Source organism: Kitasatospora sp. NPDC057595 (assembly GCF_042800875.1).
Taxonomy (GTDB): Bacteria; Actinomycetota; Actinomycetes; order Streptomycetales; family Streptomycetaceae; genus Kitasatospora.
Genome location: NZ_JBHVGL010000016.1, coordinates 47,291 through 60,994, shown reverse-complemented (window position 1 = coordinate 60,994; position 13,704 = coordinate 47,291). Strand labels below are relative to the sequence as shown.

14 protein-coding genes are annotated in these 13,704 nt (G+C 74.3%); 6 read left to right on the top strand and 8 right to left on the bottom strand.

Translation table 11 applies throughout. The features are described from left to right. Positions 1 to 100 precede the first annotated feature (100 nt). The 3 genes from ACFU9E_RS23525 to ACFU9E_RS23515 form a co-directional block, all read right to left on the bottom strand. A complete protein-coding gene (locus ACFU9E_RS23525; RefSeq protein WP_380686174.1) occupies positions 101 to 805 on the bottom strand; it encodes a polysaccharide deacetylase family protein in 705 nt (234 codons plus the stop codon). A gap of 154 nt (positions 806 to 959) precedes the next feature. Beyond that, a complete protein-coding gene (locus ACFU9E_RS23520; protein WP_380686176.1) occupies positions 960 to 1,253 on the bottom strand; it encodes a putative quinol monooxygenase in 294 nt (97 codons plus the stop codon). Next, the gene (locus ACFU9E_RS23515; protein WP_380686178.1) at positions 1,250 to 2,149 is read right to left on the bottom strand and encodes a helix-turn-helix domain-containing protein; all 900 of its coding nucleotides are present in this window, start codon (positions 2,147 to 2,149) and stop codon (positions 1,250 to 1,252) included. The genes ACFU9E_RS23520 and ACFU9E_RS23515 overlap by 4 nt, the downstream gene beginning before the upstream one ends. A gap of 230 nt (positions 2,150 to 2,379) precedes the next feature. Between ACFU9E_RS23515 and ACFU9E_RS23510 the strand changes: the two genes are divergently transcribed. From ACFU9E_RS23510 to ACFU9E_RS23500, 3 genes are read left to right on the top strand one after another with little or no spacing between them, the layout of a single operon-like run. Then, entirely contained in the window at positions 2,380 to 2,943 is a 564-nt protein-coding gene (locus ACFU9E_RS23510) for a DoxX family protein (protein WP_380686180.1), read from the top strand. Positions 2,944 to 2,967: 24 nt separating this feature from the next. Further along, positions 2,968 to 3,927, top strand: coding sequence for a prolyl aminopeptidase (pip, locus tag ACFU9E_RS23505; RefSeq protein ID WP_380686182.1), 960 nt, complete (start codon positions 2,968 to 2,970; stop codon positions 3,925 to 3,927). Continuing rightward, complete coding sequence (locus ACFU9E_RS23500) at positions 3,924 to 4,649, top strand: hypothetical protein (RefSeq protein WP_380686184.1); 726 nt, start codon at positions 3,924 to 3,926, stop codon at positions 4,647 to 4,649. The genes pip and ACFU9E_RS23500 overlap by 4 nt, the downstream gene beginning before the upstream one ends. 41 nt (positions 4,650 to 4,690) lie before the next feature. Here ACFU9E_RS23500 and ACFU9E_RS23495 read toward each other — a convergent pair whose 3' ends face one another. After that, positions 4,691 to 5,575: a hypothetical protein gene (locus ACFU9E_RS23495; protein ID WP_380715305.1), complete on the bottom strand. Its 885-nt coding sequence runs from the start codon at positions 5,573 to 5,575 to the stop codon at positions 4,691 to 4,693. 157 nt (positions 5,576 to 5,732) lie between these two features. After that, the gene (locus ACFU9E_RS23490; RefSeq protein ID WP_380690055.1) at positions 5,733 to 6,836 is read right to left on the bottom strand and encodes an NADH:flavin oxidoreductase/NADH oxidase; all 1,104 of its coding nucleotides are present in this window, start codon (positions 6,834 to 6,836) and stop codon (positions 5,733 to 5,735) included. Positions 6,837 to 7,141: 305 nt separating this feature from the next. Between ACFU9E_RS23490 and ACFU9E_RS23485 the strand changes: the two genes are divergently transcribed. Next, positions 7,142 to 7,888 (top strand): SAM-dependent methyltransferase, encoded by a 747-nt coding sequence (locus ACFU9E_RS23485; RefSeq protein WP_380690057.1) that lies wholly within the window; start codon positions 7,142 to 7,144, stop codon positions 7,886 to 7,888. A gap of 85 nt (positions 7,889 to 7,973) precedes the next feature. Here the strand turns inward: ACFU9E_RS23485 and ACFU9E_RS23480 are convergent, their stop codons facing one another. Genes ACFU9E_RS23480 through ACFU9E_RS23470 form a run of 3 tightly spaced genes read right to left on the bottom strand, consistent with a single transcriptional unit; the run spans position 7,974 to position 11,293 of the window. Beyond that, on the bottom strand, positions 7,974 to 8,828 hold the full coding sequence (locus ACFU9E_RS23480) for a fumarylacetoacetate hydrolase family protein (RefSeq protein ID WP_380688098.1): 855 nt from the start codon (positions 8,826 to 8,828) through the stop codon (positions 7,974 to 7,976). Continuing rightward, positions 8,821 to 9,795, bottom strand: coding sequence for a 3,4-dihydroxyphenylacetate 2,3-dioxygenase (locus ACFU9E_RS23475; RefSeq protein WP_380688100.1), 975 nt, complete (start codon positions 9,793 to 9,795; stop codon positions 8,821 to 8,823). Before ACFU9E_RS23475 ends, ACFU9E_RS23480 begins: the two co-directional genes overlap by 8 nt. Further along, on the bottom strand, positions 9,788 to 11,293 hold the full coding sequence (locus ACFU9E_RS23470; RefSeq protein ID WP_380688103.1) for an aldehyde dehydrogenase: 1,506 nt from the start codon (positions 11,291 to 11,293) through the stop codon (positions 9,788 to 9,790). The genes ACFU9E_RS23475 and ACFU9E_RS23470 overlap by 8 nt, the downstream gene beginning before the upstream one ends. Positions 11,294 to 11,447: 154 nt before the next feature. Between ACFU9E_RS23470 and ACFU9E_RS23465 the strand changes: the two genes are divergently transcribed. Together ACFU9E_RS23465 and ACFU9E_RS23460 are read left to right on the top strand one after the other, a co-directional pair. After that, on the top strand, positions 11,448 to 12,953 hold the full coding sequence (locus ACFU9E_RS23465; protein WP_380688105.1) for an aldehyde dehydrogenase: 1,506 nt from the start codon (positions 11,448 to 11,450) through the stop codon (positions 12,951 to 12,953). Then, positions 12,950 to 13,693, top strand: a complete 744-nt coding sequence (locus ACFU9E_RS23460) for a gamma-glutamyl-gamma-aminobutyrate hydrolase family protein (protein WP_380688107.1) — start codon at positions 12,950 to 12,952, stop codon at positions 13,691 to 13,693. The genes ACFU9E_RS23465 and ACFU9E_RS23460 overlap by 4 nt, the downstream gene beginning before the upstream one ends. Positions 13,694 to 13,704: the final 11 nt, after the last annotated feature.

The following is a 13,704-nucleotide window of genomic DNA, read 5'->3' as shown; positions in this document are numbered from 1 at the left end:
GCGTTGCGTTCGGCCGCGCATGGCGGACCGTCAGGTCGCCGTGAGGTCAAGGTGGCCTGACGCCGTGCTCCGGTCATGGCGAACGCGGGACGACGCCCGCTCAGCGGCAGGGGAGGAGGGCGAAGGTGTAGCCGCGGGACTTGAGGGTGCCCAGGATGGCGGGGAGGGCGGCGACGGTCTGGCCGCGGTCGCCGCCGCCGTCGTGGAGGAGGATGACGGAGCCGGGCTTGACGGCGTCGAGGACGCGGCGCTCGATGGCGGCGCGGCCGGGGCGGGACCAGTCCTGGGGGTCGACGCTCCACAGCTGGACGCTCTTGCCCAGGCCCGCGGCGGCCGAGCGGACGGTGCCGTTCACGCCGCCGTAGGGCGGGCGCAGGCACGACGGGGTGGTGCCGGTCTGCGCCCGGATGCGTGCGTCGGTGGCCGACACCTGGTACTGGAAGGCGGACTTGGAGAGCTTGCGCAGGTCCGGGTGGGACCAGCTGTGGTTCTGCACGCTGTGCCCCTGGGCGCCGACCTGCCGGGTGACCTCCGGGTTGGCGGCGACGTTCTGGCCGATCTCGAAGAAGGTGGCGCGAACGCCGTACTGGGACAGCAGCGAGAGCACCTGCGGGGTGTAGCGGGGGCTCGGGCCGTCGTCGAAGGTGAGGTAGACGACCTTGGCCGCGGCGGTCTGCGCCGGGGCGGCCTGGGCCGGGACGGCCGGCAGGGCGACGACGACGGTGGCGGCGGCGACCAGGGTTCCGACGGCGAACCGGGCGGCCCGGCGCCCCCGGGGCCGGTCCGTTGCGCGGGGCGAAGACACGGGTCCTCCCAACGGCCGCGGCACGGGAACGAACCCGGTGCCCGCCCCCTGCCCGGCACAGGCGCCCAATGTAGCGCTCCGTCCCCGCACCGTCCCGGGGCCGGGGCGCCCGGGGGTCGTACTTCGGCCAGCTCGCGCGGGGCGCGGGCCGCGGTCAGCGCGCGAAGGCGGTGAGCACGTCGGCGAACTCCACCAGCGGTTCCTCGGCCAGGAGTTCGGGGAAGCGGGCGAGCAGGCCGGCCACGTAGGGGGCGGCGAAGTGGGCCTCGCGGGCCGCGTGGTCGGCGTACCGCTCCACCACCAGGAACCGGTCGCCGTCCTGACGGCCGACCGTGTACGCCAGCGCGCCCGGCTCGCGCAGGGTCGACTCGGCGACCTCGCGCAGGGCCGCGTCCAGGGTGTCCGCCTGCTCCGGTCGCGCCCGCAGGATCGCCAGCACCATCGTCATGGGAGTTCCTTCCTCGTCGGTAGGGGGCCAGCCTGGCCGCCGTCCGGGAGCGGCCGATAGTAGAAATGCGACAGGCCCCGTCCGAGCAGGTCGCCCGGCCGCTCGCCGGTGAGCCGGCGGAACTCGCGGACGAAGTGGCTCTGGTCGTAGTAGCCGGCCGCCAACGCCGCGGGCAGGTAGTCGCGTCGGTCCTCCCGCAGGAGGTGCCGGGCGAGGCGCTGGAACCGCGCGAGGCGCTGGAACTCCTTCGGCCCGGCCCCCACCGCCGCCGGGAACGCCCGCTGCAACCGGCGCTCGCCGACCCCTGCCGTCTCGGCGAGCCGGTCGATCCGCAGCCCGGCCGGCCGGCGGTAGACGCGCCCGACGGCGGCGTCCAGCCAGGCCTCCGGACGGCGGTGCTCGGCGAGCAGCCCGGTGAGGAACCCGTCCAGGGCCGCGATCCGCTCCGCCGCGCCGGTGGCCGTCCGGACCCGGTCGACCAGCCGCCGGCCGGCCGCGCCCCAGAGGTCCTCGGCGTCCACCACCCGGTCGGCCAGCTCGTCGAGCCCGACCGGGACCAGGTGGCGCAGCGCACCCGCCCGGAACCGCACCGCCATGAAGCCGCCCGCCGCGCCGTGCCGGTCCAACCGCCAGGCGGTGCGGCGCAGACAGACGAGGTGCGCGCCCGGCAGCGGTGTCGGCGCCCCGGTGGTGTCGGGTGCGCGCAGCGCCACCCCGCCCGCCCAGTGCACCCACAGCTCGGCCCCGGTCCCCGGCAGCAGCCGGGGCAGCGCGCCCGCGCCGCCCTCGGACCACCAGTACCGTTCGACGAACGCCCGCAGTCCGGGCGCGGGCGGCGTGTGGCCGAAACACGGACGGACCGTCACTTCGGCGCTCGCCGGGGGTGGTGGAGTCATGACGGAGATGCTAGAAGGCGCCACCGCGCTCTTCCCCGTGTGGTCAAGCACCCCGCGGAGCCTATGCGGCGCGGCAGCAGGGCGCTAAGCTGCGGACTTCTGAGCCAGTACCTGACAGGCCGTGCCACGGCCGGTGCCCCGGGCCGCCCCTCACCCGGATCCCATCGGATGTGACATGTCCCGTCCCCGTTCGGTGCTGGGAACTCTGTTGGATCCGAAGGAGGGGCAGGATGGAGTCGTTTTCCGCACGGGTGGTGCGCTCGTCCAGACAGCGCGCCGAAGTGTTCGCCGACGCCTACCGGCGCGTGGCCCCCGGCGTTCTGCGCGTCAGCGTCGGGGTGTTGTACCTCTGGTTCGGGCTGCCGAAGTTCTTCCCCGGTACCAGCCCCGCCGAGGACCTCGCCACCCGCTGCATGAGCCTGATGACCTTCGACGCCGTCCCGCCCGACGTCTCGCGCTTCCTGCTGGCGCTGATGGAGGTCGCCATCGGGCTCGGTCTGGTCACCGGACTTCTGCGCCGACTCACCCTCACCGTGTTCTTCGTCCACATGACCGGGGTGTTCGCCACCCTCGTCCTGTTGCCGAACGACGTGTGGGCCCACGGCGTCCCGCCGGTGCCGACGCTGGAGGGGCAGTACATCCTGAAGAACATCGTGCTGATCGCGGCCTGTCTGACCGTCGCCACCCGCGAGCGGCGCGTGCCGGCGGCCCGTCAGGACCCGGCGGTGGAGCCGGCGGTGGACCGGGCGGTGGCCGAGGCGCCGCGGATCCCCCGTTCCCGGGCCGTGCGTTGACGAACCCGCGTACGATCGGAGGTCATGGTTGACTTCTATCCTCCGACCGCCCCCTACGACCGCGGGTTCCTCGACACCGGAGACGGCAACCGCCTCTACTACGAACAGCTCGGCAACCCGGATGGCAAGCCCGCCGTGCAGATCCACGGCGGTCCGGGGGCGGGCACCCCGGACCGTCCGACGAGGGCGTGGGACCCGGACGCCTACCGGGTGATCCGCTTCGACCAGCGCAACTGCGGCCGCAGCACCCCGCACGCCGGCGACCCGGCGGCGGACATGCGGCTGAACACCACGCAGCACCTCATCGACGACATCGAGCGGCTGCGCCAACACCTCGGCATCGAACGGTGGTTGGTGAACGGCGCCTCCTGGGGTTCGGCGCTCTCCGTCGCCTACGCGCAGCAACACCCCGAGCGGGTGACCGAGGTGGTGATCGCGGCCGTGTTCACCGCCCGCCGCTCGGAAATCGACTGGCTCTACCGGGGCGCCGGGCAGTTCCACCCGGAGGCCTGGGACCGCTTCCGCGACGGCGTCCCCGAGGACGAGCGTGACGGCGACCTGCTCGCCGCCTACGCCCGGCTGATGGAGCATCCGGACCGGGCCGTCCGCGAACGCGCCGCCGCGCAGTGGCTGGCCTGGGAGGACGCCGTCGTCTCCGACGAGCCCAACGGCGTGCCCGGCATGTACAGCCGCCAGGAGACCGACGCCCGGATCGCCTTCGTGCGGATCTGCGCCCATGTCTTCGGCCACGGCGCGTGGCTGGAGGAAGGGCAGCTCATCCGCGATGCCCCCAAGCTGGCCGGCATCCCGGCGGTGCTGGTGCACGGCCGGCACGACATGGGCTGCCCGGTGCAGACGGCCTGGGAGCTGGCCAAGGCCTGGCCGGGAGCCCGCCTGCACATCATCGAGGACTCCGGCCACGCCGGCAGCGAACTCATGGGCCGCACCATTCGCGAGGCCATCGAGGAGTTCAAGACCCGGTGAACGCCACCCGTGCCACCGTGACCCGGACGGCGACCGTGCTCGCCACCCTGGCGCTCCTGGTCTCCGTCTCCGAGTGCTCGCTGCTCAAACGCGAGGGGGTGGAGCGGGCGGGCGGCCCCGTGGGTGCCGAGGGTCCGGCCGAACCGCCGCCGGCCCCCTCGCCGCCGGTGGTCGACACCCGAACGGTGGCGGACTGGCCGGACCGTCCGGTGACCGGGGAGTCCGCGCTGCCGCCGCTCAGGGCCCGGGTGATCGAGCCCGGCTACACCGGCGAGACCTTCCTGAAGCGTCTCGCCGCAGGCCGGGGCATCACGCTGAAGGAACGGGAGAAGGTCGACTTCCCGGGGCCGCCCGTCTGGCATGCGGCGGGGGAGAAGGCGGACGGCGGGGTGGTGGAGTGGATCGCCGCCGTGTGGTCCTTCGACGGCGAGTTGGAGAGGGTGACCTGCTCCGTGACGGCCACGGCGGTCGACCGCATCGCGTTCCTGCGGCAATGCGCGGGTGCGGACCGTCCGGCTGGGACCCCGGCGGAGGTCCGGGCCTGGCTGGACGGCATGGTGCCCCGGGTGGACGAGCTCTTCGCGACGGGACCGGGTCTCACCGTCACCAGTCCGCTGCTGCGGCGCGGCGCGACGGCGGCCTTCCTGCGGAAGTGGCACAGAGAGGACCGGGGCGGCGACACCTACGAACTGCACCTGTTCGGCACCGGGGCCGGCAACTGACCGGGCGGGCGGCCGCGTCGTTGGCGCGGCCGCCCACCCGCTCAGCGCGCCGGCGGCTGCTCCGGCAGTCGCACGACGGCGGTTCCGGCCTGGGACTCGCCGAAGCCCCAGCCCGCCACCAGGGAGCAGCCGACCGCCTCCAGGATGTCGCTCCACGGCCAGCCGTCGGCGCCGGAGTAGAAGCCGCCCTCGCTGCGCGCGTCGTTCGGGGAGAGGCAGAGCATCCGCAGGTGGTCACGGAGCGCGGGGTGGGTGAGCGTGCTGAGCCGCTCCTCCCAGGGCTCGGCGGCGGAGCGGGCGCGGCTCATGTCGCCGACCGACACCAGGTGTTCGGGGCCGCGCTCGGTGAACGTGGCGGCCCGCAGGGCGTCGGTGAGCGTGCCGTCGGTGGCGACGCGCAGCAGCACGGTCAGCCAGGTGTTCAGCTTCTCGGCGTTCCTGCCGGTCAGATCGACCTCGTGGCGGGCCAGGAGCGGGCCCAGGTCGGCGCCGTGCACCAGCGCCTCGTCGAACTCGTCGACGACGGCGACGGTCCGCAGGTCGGCGACGAAGGCGTCGTCGAACGGCCGGGGGCCCTTGTGGCCGTCCTCGCCCCACGGTCCCGTTCCCGCCAGGAGGTCGGCGTCGAAGCGGAACAGCGATCCGCCCAGGTCGAACCGCCAGGTCCAGGGGGAGAAGGGGTACTCGCCGTCCGGATCCGGCAGCTGCCTCGGTTCCCGGCCCGACAGTGCGTCAGAAGTCGTCCAGGGGCTCGGGAACAGGAACTCGTCGAGGGAGTCCGAGGCGTAGTAGACCCCGTACCCGGTGGCGGGTCCGACGGCCGGATCGACGGCCGGGCTTCCGTCGAGCAGGATCGCGAAGGCACTGGCCAGCGCGGCGTCCCACGCGCCGGGGTCGGTCGCCGGAGCCGTCTCGGGCGTCGTCATGGGCACTCCTTCATGTCGCGTCGCACGGGCGGACACAAGGTACCGGCCGCCGCTGACAGGACGGATGGCATGGGCGGCGGGCGGCGCCCGGGAACGCCGCAGCGCCCCGGCCGCCGTCCCTGTTCAGCGGGACGGCGGCCGGGGCGCTGCGGGCTCGTCAGGCCCGGTGGTACGGCGACGGGGTGGCGACCTCGCCGCCGAGCGCGGTGGCCGCGTGGCGGGCCCAGTACGGGTTGCGCAGCAGCTCGCGGCCGATCAGGACGGCGTCGGCGCGGCCGTCGGTGAGGATCTGCTGGGCCTGGGCCGGCTCGGTGATCAGGCCGACGGTCGCCACCGGCAGGTCGGTCTCCTGGCGGACCGCTTCGGCGAACGGGACCTGGAAGCCGGGGGCGGCCTCGATCCGGGCGTCGGGCACCAGGCCGCCGGTGGAGACGTCGAGCAGGTCGACGCCGTGCGAGAGCAGTTCCTTGGCGAGGCGGACGGTCTCCGCCGAGGTCCAGCCCTCGCGCCCGTCCTCGGGGTTCTCGGTGAGCCAGTCGGTCGCGGAGATGCGGAAGAAGACCGGCAGGTCCTCGGGCCACACCGCGCGGACGGCGTCCACGACCTCCAGCGCGAAGCGGGTCCGGCCCTCGAAGGAGCCGCCGTACGCGTCGGTGCGGCGGTTGCTGAACGGGGAGAGGAACTCGTGGACGAGGTAGCCGTGCGCGCCGTGGATCTCGACGACCTGGAAGCCGGCGTCGAGCGCGCGCCGGGCGGCGTCGGCGAACTGGCCGACGATCTCCGCGATCTGCTCGACGGTCAGCTCCTCCGGCGTGACCCGGGCGTCGTCGAACGGGAGGGCGCTGGGGGCGAGCGGCGTCCAGCCGTGCGCCTCGTCCGGGTGGATCGCGCGGCCGCGGTCGACCCAGGTCCGCTCGGTGGACGCCTTGCGCCCGGCATGGCCGAGCTGGATCGCGGGCACGGTGCCCTGCGCCTTGAGGAAGGCGGTGATCCGGCGGAAGGCCTCGGTCTGGGTGTCGTTCCACAGGCCGAGGTCGTAGGGCGAGATCCGGCCCTCGGGGCTGACGGCGGTGGCCTCGGTGATGATCAGCCCGGTGCCGCCGGCGGCGCGTGCGGCCTGGTGGGTGAAGTGCCAGTCGTGCGGAACGCCCGCCAGCTCGCCGTCCGGCGCGGCGCTGTACTGGCACATCGGCGGCATCCAGATCCGGTTCGGGATGGTGAGCGACCGCAGGGTGAAGGGGCTGAAGAGGCTGGTGCTCATGTCGGACTCTCCTGGTCAGGACGGAGGGCGGAGCGCAGACGGAACCCGCGAGTGATTGCAGCCGCAATCTCTGCTGGAACAATAATTGCATGCGCGCCCTAAATGCAAGCGGTGTCCGCCGCCCCCGGTAGGGCGCGCGCTCGGAAAACCGGTGGACAGTCGCAGGCCGTCGGCCTAGCTTGGCGACCATCGGCAACGGTGATGACTGCGGGGGTGTTGCGGGATGAGCGTTCGGACCGGCGCGGCGGACTGGCGGAAGCCGCGAACAGTTGCCATGACCTCATCCAGCCGAAGGGCCCCCCGAAGTGGATCTTCCACGTAGTTTCGTCATCCGCGAGAGCAGTCACCGCATCCACGACCCGTTCACCAGCGAGAAGCTGGCCATGCTCGGGCAGGCGCTCCGGCTGTCGCCCGGCGCGAGCGTGCTCGACCTGGCCTGCGGGTCGGGGGAGCTGTTGTGCACCTGGGCCCGGGACCACCGGATCACCGGGGCCGGAGTGGACATCAGTACGGCGTTCATCGACCGGGCGCGGACCCGCGCCGCCGAAGTCGGTGTCACCGATCGCGTGCGCTTCGTCCACGGGGACGCCTCCGGCCATGTGGCCGACGAGCCCGTGGACGTCGCCGCCTGCGTCGGTGCCACCTGGATCGGCGGTGGCGTCCCCGGCACGGTCCGGCTCCTGCGGCAGAGCCTCAAGCCGGACGGGATCATGCTCATCGGCGAGCCGTTCTGGCGGCGCCGGCCGGCTGACCAGGCCATCGTGACTGGCTGCCACGTCGAGCGCGTCGACGACTTGCTTCCGCTGCCCGGGCTCGTCGAACAGTTCGGCGCGCTCGGCTACGACGTCGTGGAGATGGTCCTCGCCGACCAGGACAGCTGGGACCGCTACCGGGCCGCGCAGTGGCTGAACGTCCGCCGCTGGCTCGACGCCCACCCCGAGGACGAACTCGCCGCCGAACTGCGTGCGGAGCTCCACGCCGGTCCGGCGCGTTACGTGCGCTACGAACGCGAGTACGTCGGCTGGGGCGTCTTCGCGCTCATGCGTCGCTGACCGACGGCCGAGGACGACGGCCGGGGCGGGGGTCCGGCCCGTACGGCGCGGGGCGGGCCGCCGTCCGCCCCGCGCCGGTCCGTGCTCAGGAGGCGGTCCGCACCGGGGGCCGGATGCCGCGGAACTCCCAGTCGCCGCCGAGGGCGGTGGAGAGGACCTCCTCGCTGGCCGTCACCTGGGCCCCGACGTCGGTGCGGATCGGGGTGGGGCCGGTGACCACGTGGTTGCGCAGCCGGCCGAGGCCCTCGGCCTCGACCTCGACGATGTCCCCGGGCCGGACCGGCCGGGAGTTGGCGGGGGTGCCGGAGAGCAGGACGTCGCCGGGGTGCAGGGTGATGGTGCGGGCGATGTCGGCGACCAGGTAGTGCATGTCCCACTCCATCTCGTCCGTGGAACCGTCCTGGACGAGCACGCCGTTGACGTAGGTGCGCAGGTACTTGCCGCGGAAGTCCCAGTCGGTGACCAGGCCCGGTCCGAGCGGGCCGAGGGTGTCGGAGCCCTTGACCCGGAGCATCGAGCCGGCGTCGGTGTCCCGGAAGTCGTGCAGGCCGAAGTCGTTGGCGACGGTGTAGCCGGCGATGTATGCGCCGGCCTCTGCGGGGGCGATGTTGCGGCAGGTGCGGCCGATCACGATCGCCACCTCGCCCTCGTAGTTGAGGTAGTGGCAGCCCTCGGGGCGCACGACCGCTCCGCCGTGGGCGTTGAGGGCGGAGACCGGCTTGTGGAAGTAGGTCGGGGCCGGGGTGAGCCGGATCCCGAACTCCTCGACGCGGCTGCGGTGGTTGAGGTGGACGGCGACGATCTTGCCCGGGACGACCGGCGGCAGGTGCCGGGCGGCGTCGGCGGCGACGCGGCGGCCGTCGCCGGCCACCAGCTCCTCGCCCTCGCGGCGCACCTCGACGGCCGCGCCGTCGAGGAGGATCCGGCGGTACTCAGGCATGGGCGGTCTCCTCGTACGGGTCGGCCTCGTGCGGGTCGACGTGGTGGTGCGGGTCGTGCCGGTGGGCGGCGGCGCCGGCGGGCGGCGCGGTCCAGCCCGCTGTCGGGCGGTCGAACCAGAGCAGCGCCTGCCCGGTGCCGACCGAGTTCTCGTACTCCCCGTACTGCCGCGCGGGCGCGGTGCAGCGCTGCTCGCCGAGGGCGCCGGCCAGCATCAGGTAGTGGCCGAAGCGGGCCTCGGGCTTGAACCGCTGGAAGTCGTCCATGGTGTCGAGCACCCGGTCGTGCCGGCCCTCGCGGAACCAGGTGATCCGCTGCTCGTCGGCGGCCCTCGCCTCGGGGGTGAAGATGTGCGCGGGGTCGCCGGACTCGTGGTCGCGCAGTTGGCGCAGCGGCCAGAAGGTGTGCGAGAGCGCCCCCGAGGCGATCACCAGGACCCTGCGGTCGACGGCCGCGATGCCGTCGGCGAGCGCCCGGCCGAGCCGCAGGTGGTCCTCGGCGTCGCCGGTCTGGCAGACGCCGATGCTCAGCCAGCGCTTGTCGGCCAGCCCCTCGCCGAGGTACTTCCAGAGGTTGATCGTGGCGTAGTGGACGGGCAGGCAGGGGTCGTCGATCGGGGTGATCCAGGTGCCGTGGCGGTCGGCGAACCGGGCGACCGCGTGGGCGAGTTCCTGGTCCCCGGGGTAGTCGTAGAGCATCCGCCGCATGCCGCGCGGCAGCTCCTCGGAGGTGAACAGCCCGGCCCGGCGCTGCTGGGCGGCGATCACGAACTCGACGGTGGTGGCCCAGTGCGAGTCGAGGACGACGACGGTGTCGTAGTCCAGCGTCTCGAAGACGTCCCGGCGCAGCTCGCGCAGGCCGGTGACCAGGGTGAAATCCCGGCCCTCGTTGAGCTCGCGCCGGGTGGCCTCGGGCAGCACGATGGTGGGCACGTGGGCGAGCAGCCCGGCGCCGACGATCTCACCCACGGTCCGCCCACCCCCTCGGCGCGGTGACGGTGTTGCGGACGTCGGCGTAGAAGTCGAAGCTCCAGTCGCCGCCCTCGCGGCCGATCCCGGACTCGCGCGAGCCGCCGAACGGGGCGCGCAGGTCGCGGACGAAGAAGCAGTTCACCCAGACGGTGCCGGCCACCAGCCGGTCGGCGACCCGGTCGGCGCGCTCCCGGTCACCGGTGGCGAGGGTGGCGGCGAGGCCGAAGCGGGTGCCGTTGGCCAGGGCCACCGCCTCCTCCTCGGTGTCGAAGGTCTGCAGGGTGAGCACCGGGCCGAACACCTCCTCCTGGACGATCTCGGAGTCCTGGTGGACGTCGGTCAGCAGGGTGGGCCGGTAGTGGAGGCCGCCCAGCTCCTCGTTGGGCCCGCCGCCGAACACCGCGCGGGCGCCGGTGGCCAGGGCCCGCCGTACGAAGCCGTCGATCCGCTCCAGCTGGCGCGGGTGGATGTTGGGGCCGAGGTCGGTGGACTCCGCGCGCGGGTCGCCCTGGCGCAGCGCGGCGGCGCGGGCGGTGAGCCGGGCGGTGAACTCCTCGGCCACCGAGGCCTCGACGAGCAGCCGGGTGGCGGCCAGGCAGACCTGTCCGGCGTTGTCGAACTGCTCGACGGCGAGCTCCGCGGCGAGGTCGAGGTCGGCGTCGGCGAAGACCAGCAGCGGGGACTTGCCGCCGAGTTCCAGGCTGACCGGGGTGAGGTTGCGTCCGGCGGCCTCGGCGATCCGCCGGGCGGTGGGGACGGAGCCGGTGAAGCTGATCCGCCGTACGCCGGGGTGGGCGGTGAGCGGAGCGCCGACCTCGGCGCCCAGGCCCTGGACGACGTTGAGGACGCCGTCGGGCAGTCCGGCCGAGGCAGCGATGTCGGCGAGCAGCGAGGCGGTGAGCGGGGACCACTCGGCGGGCTTGAGGACGACGGTGTTGCCGGCCGCGAGGGCGGGGGCGACCTTCCAGGTGGCGAGCATCAGCGGGGCGTTCCAGGGCGTGATCAGGACGCTCGGTCCGGCCGGGTCCCAACTGACCCGGTTGGCGTGGCCGCGGGTGTCCAGTCCGGGGTGGCCGAGGGCGAGCAGCCGGTCGGCGAAGAACCGGAAGTTGTGGGCGACCCGGGGCATCACGCCGCGCCGGTGGGAGCGGAGCAGGGCGCCGTTGTCGGCGGTCTCGACGGCGGCGAGGTCCTCCAGCCGGGCCTCGACGCCGTCGGCGATCGCGTGCAGCAGCCGGGCGCGTTCGGCGGGGGCGGTGGCGGCCCAGCCGGGGAAGGCGGCGGTGGCGGCGGCGACCGCGGCGTCGGCCTCGGCGGCGGTGCCCCGGGCGATCCGGGCCAGTTCGGCGCCGTCGATCGGGGAGTGGTCGGCGAAGGTGTCGGCGGAGGCGACGCGGCGTCCGCCGATCCAGTGGCGGGTGTCCACGGGGACCCCGGCCACCGTCGCGAGGTGGGGCGGCGGCGCGTCGGCGGCGGCCGCAGGGTGGACGGACATGCGCGCCCTCCTGATTCTCGTTTGGCTCCAAACAACGTAGGGCCCGGGATCCGTGGAGGTCAACCCTTGGAAGCGGCCGGGTCCTTGGTTATCGTTTGCCTCCAAATGACACCTGGGTGGCCTTCGCGCCACCGCGAGTTCGACCGGAGGCACCGTGACGGGCGCACCCCACGACGACGACACCCACGAAGGATGGCGGCGGCGCGCCCGCGCACTCGCCCTCCCGACCGCCCACCTCATCGGCGGCGCCCCGGAACCGGGCGGCGGCGCCACCTTCCCGGTGGTCTCCCCGCGTGACGGCCGCCTGCTGGCCGAGGTCGCCGCCGGCGGGCGGGCCGAGGCGGACGCTGCCGTCGCCGCCGCCCGGCGGGCCTTCGACCACGGCCCCTGGCCCCGGCTCGCCCCCGTCGAACGCGGCCGCGCGCTCCAACGGCTCGCCGACCTGGTCGAGCGGCACCGCGACGAACTCGCCCTGCTGATCAGCCTGGAGATGGGCAAGCCGGTCACCGAGGCGCGCGACATCGAACTGCGCGCCGTCGCCGCCACCTTCCGCTGGTACGGCGAACTCGCCGGCAAGCTCACCGACGAGGCCCCGCACACCCCCGGCGACGCCCTGGCACTGGTCACCCGGGAGCCGGTCGGCGTCGTGGCGGCCGTGGTGCCCTGGAACTTCCCGCTCACCATGGCCGCCTGGAAGGCCGCGCCCGCCCTCGCCGCCGGCTGCACCGTCGTCCTCAAGCCCGCCGAGCAGTCCCCGTTGTCCGCGCTGCGCCTGGGCGCGCTGGCCGTCGAGGCCGGACTGCCCGACGGCGTGCTCAACGTGCTGGCCGGACAGGGCCCGGAGGCCGGGCGCGCGCTCGGGCGCCACCCGGACGTCGACGCGCTCGCCTTCACCGGCTCCACCGAGGTCGGGCGGCACTTCCTGCGTTACGCCGCCGACTCCAACCTCAAGCGGGTCTGGCTCGAACTCGGCGGCAAGTCCCCGAACATCGTGCTGCCCGACGCCCCCGACCTGGACCGGGCGGCGGCCACCGCCGCCTGGGGCATCTTCTTCAACCAGGGCGAGATGTGCACCGCTCCGTCCCGGCTGCTGGTCCACCGGGGGGTCGCCGACCGGGTGGTGGACGCCGTGGTCGAGCGCGCCCGCACCCTGCGGATCGGCGACCCGCTGGACCCGGCCACCGAGATGGGCCCGCTGGTGACCGCCGCCCACCGCGAGCGCGTCCTCGGACACATCGAGGCCGCCCACCGGGACGGCGCCCGGCTGCGGGCCGGCGGCCGGGCGGTGCTCCCCGACAGCGGCGGGTCCTACCTGGAGCCGACGGTCTTCGACCGGGTCGGCCCGCGGATGCGGCTCGCCCACGAGGAGGTGTTCGGCCCGGTGCTCGCCGTCCAGGTCTTCGACACCCCCGAGGAGGCCGTCCGGATCGCCAACGACAGCGTCTACGGGCTGGCCGCCGGCCTGTGGACGGCCGACCTGTCCACCGCGCACCGGATGTCGCGGGCGCTGCGGGCGGGTACCGTCTGGGTCAACTGCTACGAGGAGGGCGGACTCGAAGTGCCCTTCGGCGGCGTCCGGCAGTCCGGGCACGGGCGCGACAAGTCCGCGCACGCGCTGGACAAGTACACCGACCTCAAGACCACCTGGATCCGGCTGTGAGCGCGCCCAGGCCGCTGATCGCGCTGCCCGCCCGCTTCTCGGCCTCCGTCTCGGCGCTGCGGTACGCCGCCGTGGTGGCCGCCGAGGCGCTTGCCGAGGCCGTCTACCGGGCCGGCGGCGAGCCGTTCGTGATGCTGCCCGCCGGACCGGGCGCGCCCGGGGCCGCCGGCGCCGAGGAGGTCGCCGAACGGCTCGCGCGCTGCTCCGGACTGCTGCTGCCCGGCGGCGGGGACCTCGATCCGGTGCACTACGGCGAGGACTCCCGGCACCCCGACGTCTACGACCTGCACGCCGGTCAGGACGCCTTCGACCTCGCGCTCGCCGGGTACGCCCTGCTCGCCGGACTGCCGACGCTCGCGGTCTGCCGGGGTCTGCAGGTCGTCAACACCGTGCTCGGGGGCACCCTGGAGCAGGACATGGGCGGCCCCGGGCTCGACCACCGGCACGTGGTGCACCCGCTGACGCCGCTCGACGGCAGCCTGCTGGCACGGTTGGCCGGCCCGGGGGACCGGGTGGTCTCCTGCTACCACCACCAGCGGGTGGCCCGGCTCGGTCACGGCCTGCGGGTGACGGCGCGGGCCGCCGACGGCACCGTGGAGGCGGTCGAACTCGTCGAACCGGCCGGCTGGTTCCTCGGTGTGCAGTGGCACCCGGAGGACACGGCGGCCACCGACCCGGCCCAGCAGGCGGTGTTCGACGCCCTGGTGGAGGCCGCGGCCGCCGAGGGCCGCCGGGGCTGAGCGCACGACGT

What these genes read in the sequence shown, in the direction of transcription:
- ACFU9E_RS23510 (WP_380686180.1), top strand. Translation starts at nt 2,380, where the DNA reads ATGGAGTCGTTTTCCGCACGGGTGGTGCGCTCGTCCAGACAGCGCGCC.
- ACFU9E_RS23470 (WP_380688103.1), bottom strand. Translation starts at nt 11,293, where the DNA reads ATGTCCGTCCACCCTGCGGCCGCCGCCGACGCGCCGCCGCCCCACCTC.
- ACFU9E_RS23495 (WP_380715305.1), bottom strand. Translation starts at nt 5,575, where the DNA reads ATGACGACGCCCGAGACGGCTCCGGCGACCGACCCCGGCGCGTGGGAC.
- ACFU9E_RS23490 (WP_380690055.1), bottom strand. Translation starts at nt 6,836, where the DNA reads ATGAGCACCAGCCTCTTCAGCCCCTTCACCCTGCGGTCGCTCACCATC.
- ACFU9E_RS23515 (WP_380686178.1), bottom strand. Translation starts at nt 2,149, where the DNA reads ATGACTCCACCACCCCCGGCGAGCGCCGAAGTGACGGTCCGTCCGTGT.
- ACFU9E_RS23520 (WP_380686176.1), bottom strand. Translation starts at nt 1,253, where the DNA reads ATGACGATGGTGCTGGCGATCCTGCGGGCGCGACCGGAGCAGGCGGAC.
- ACFU9E_RS23480 (WP_380688098.1), bottom strand. Translation starts at nt 8,828, where the DNA reads ATGCCTGAGTACCGCCGGATCCTCCTCGACGGCGCGGCCGTCGAGGTG.
- pip (WP_380686182.1), top strand. Translation starts at nt 2,968, where the DNA reads ATGGTTGACTTCTATCCTCCGACCGCCCCCTACGACCGCGGGTTCCTC.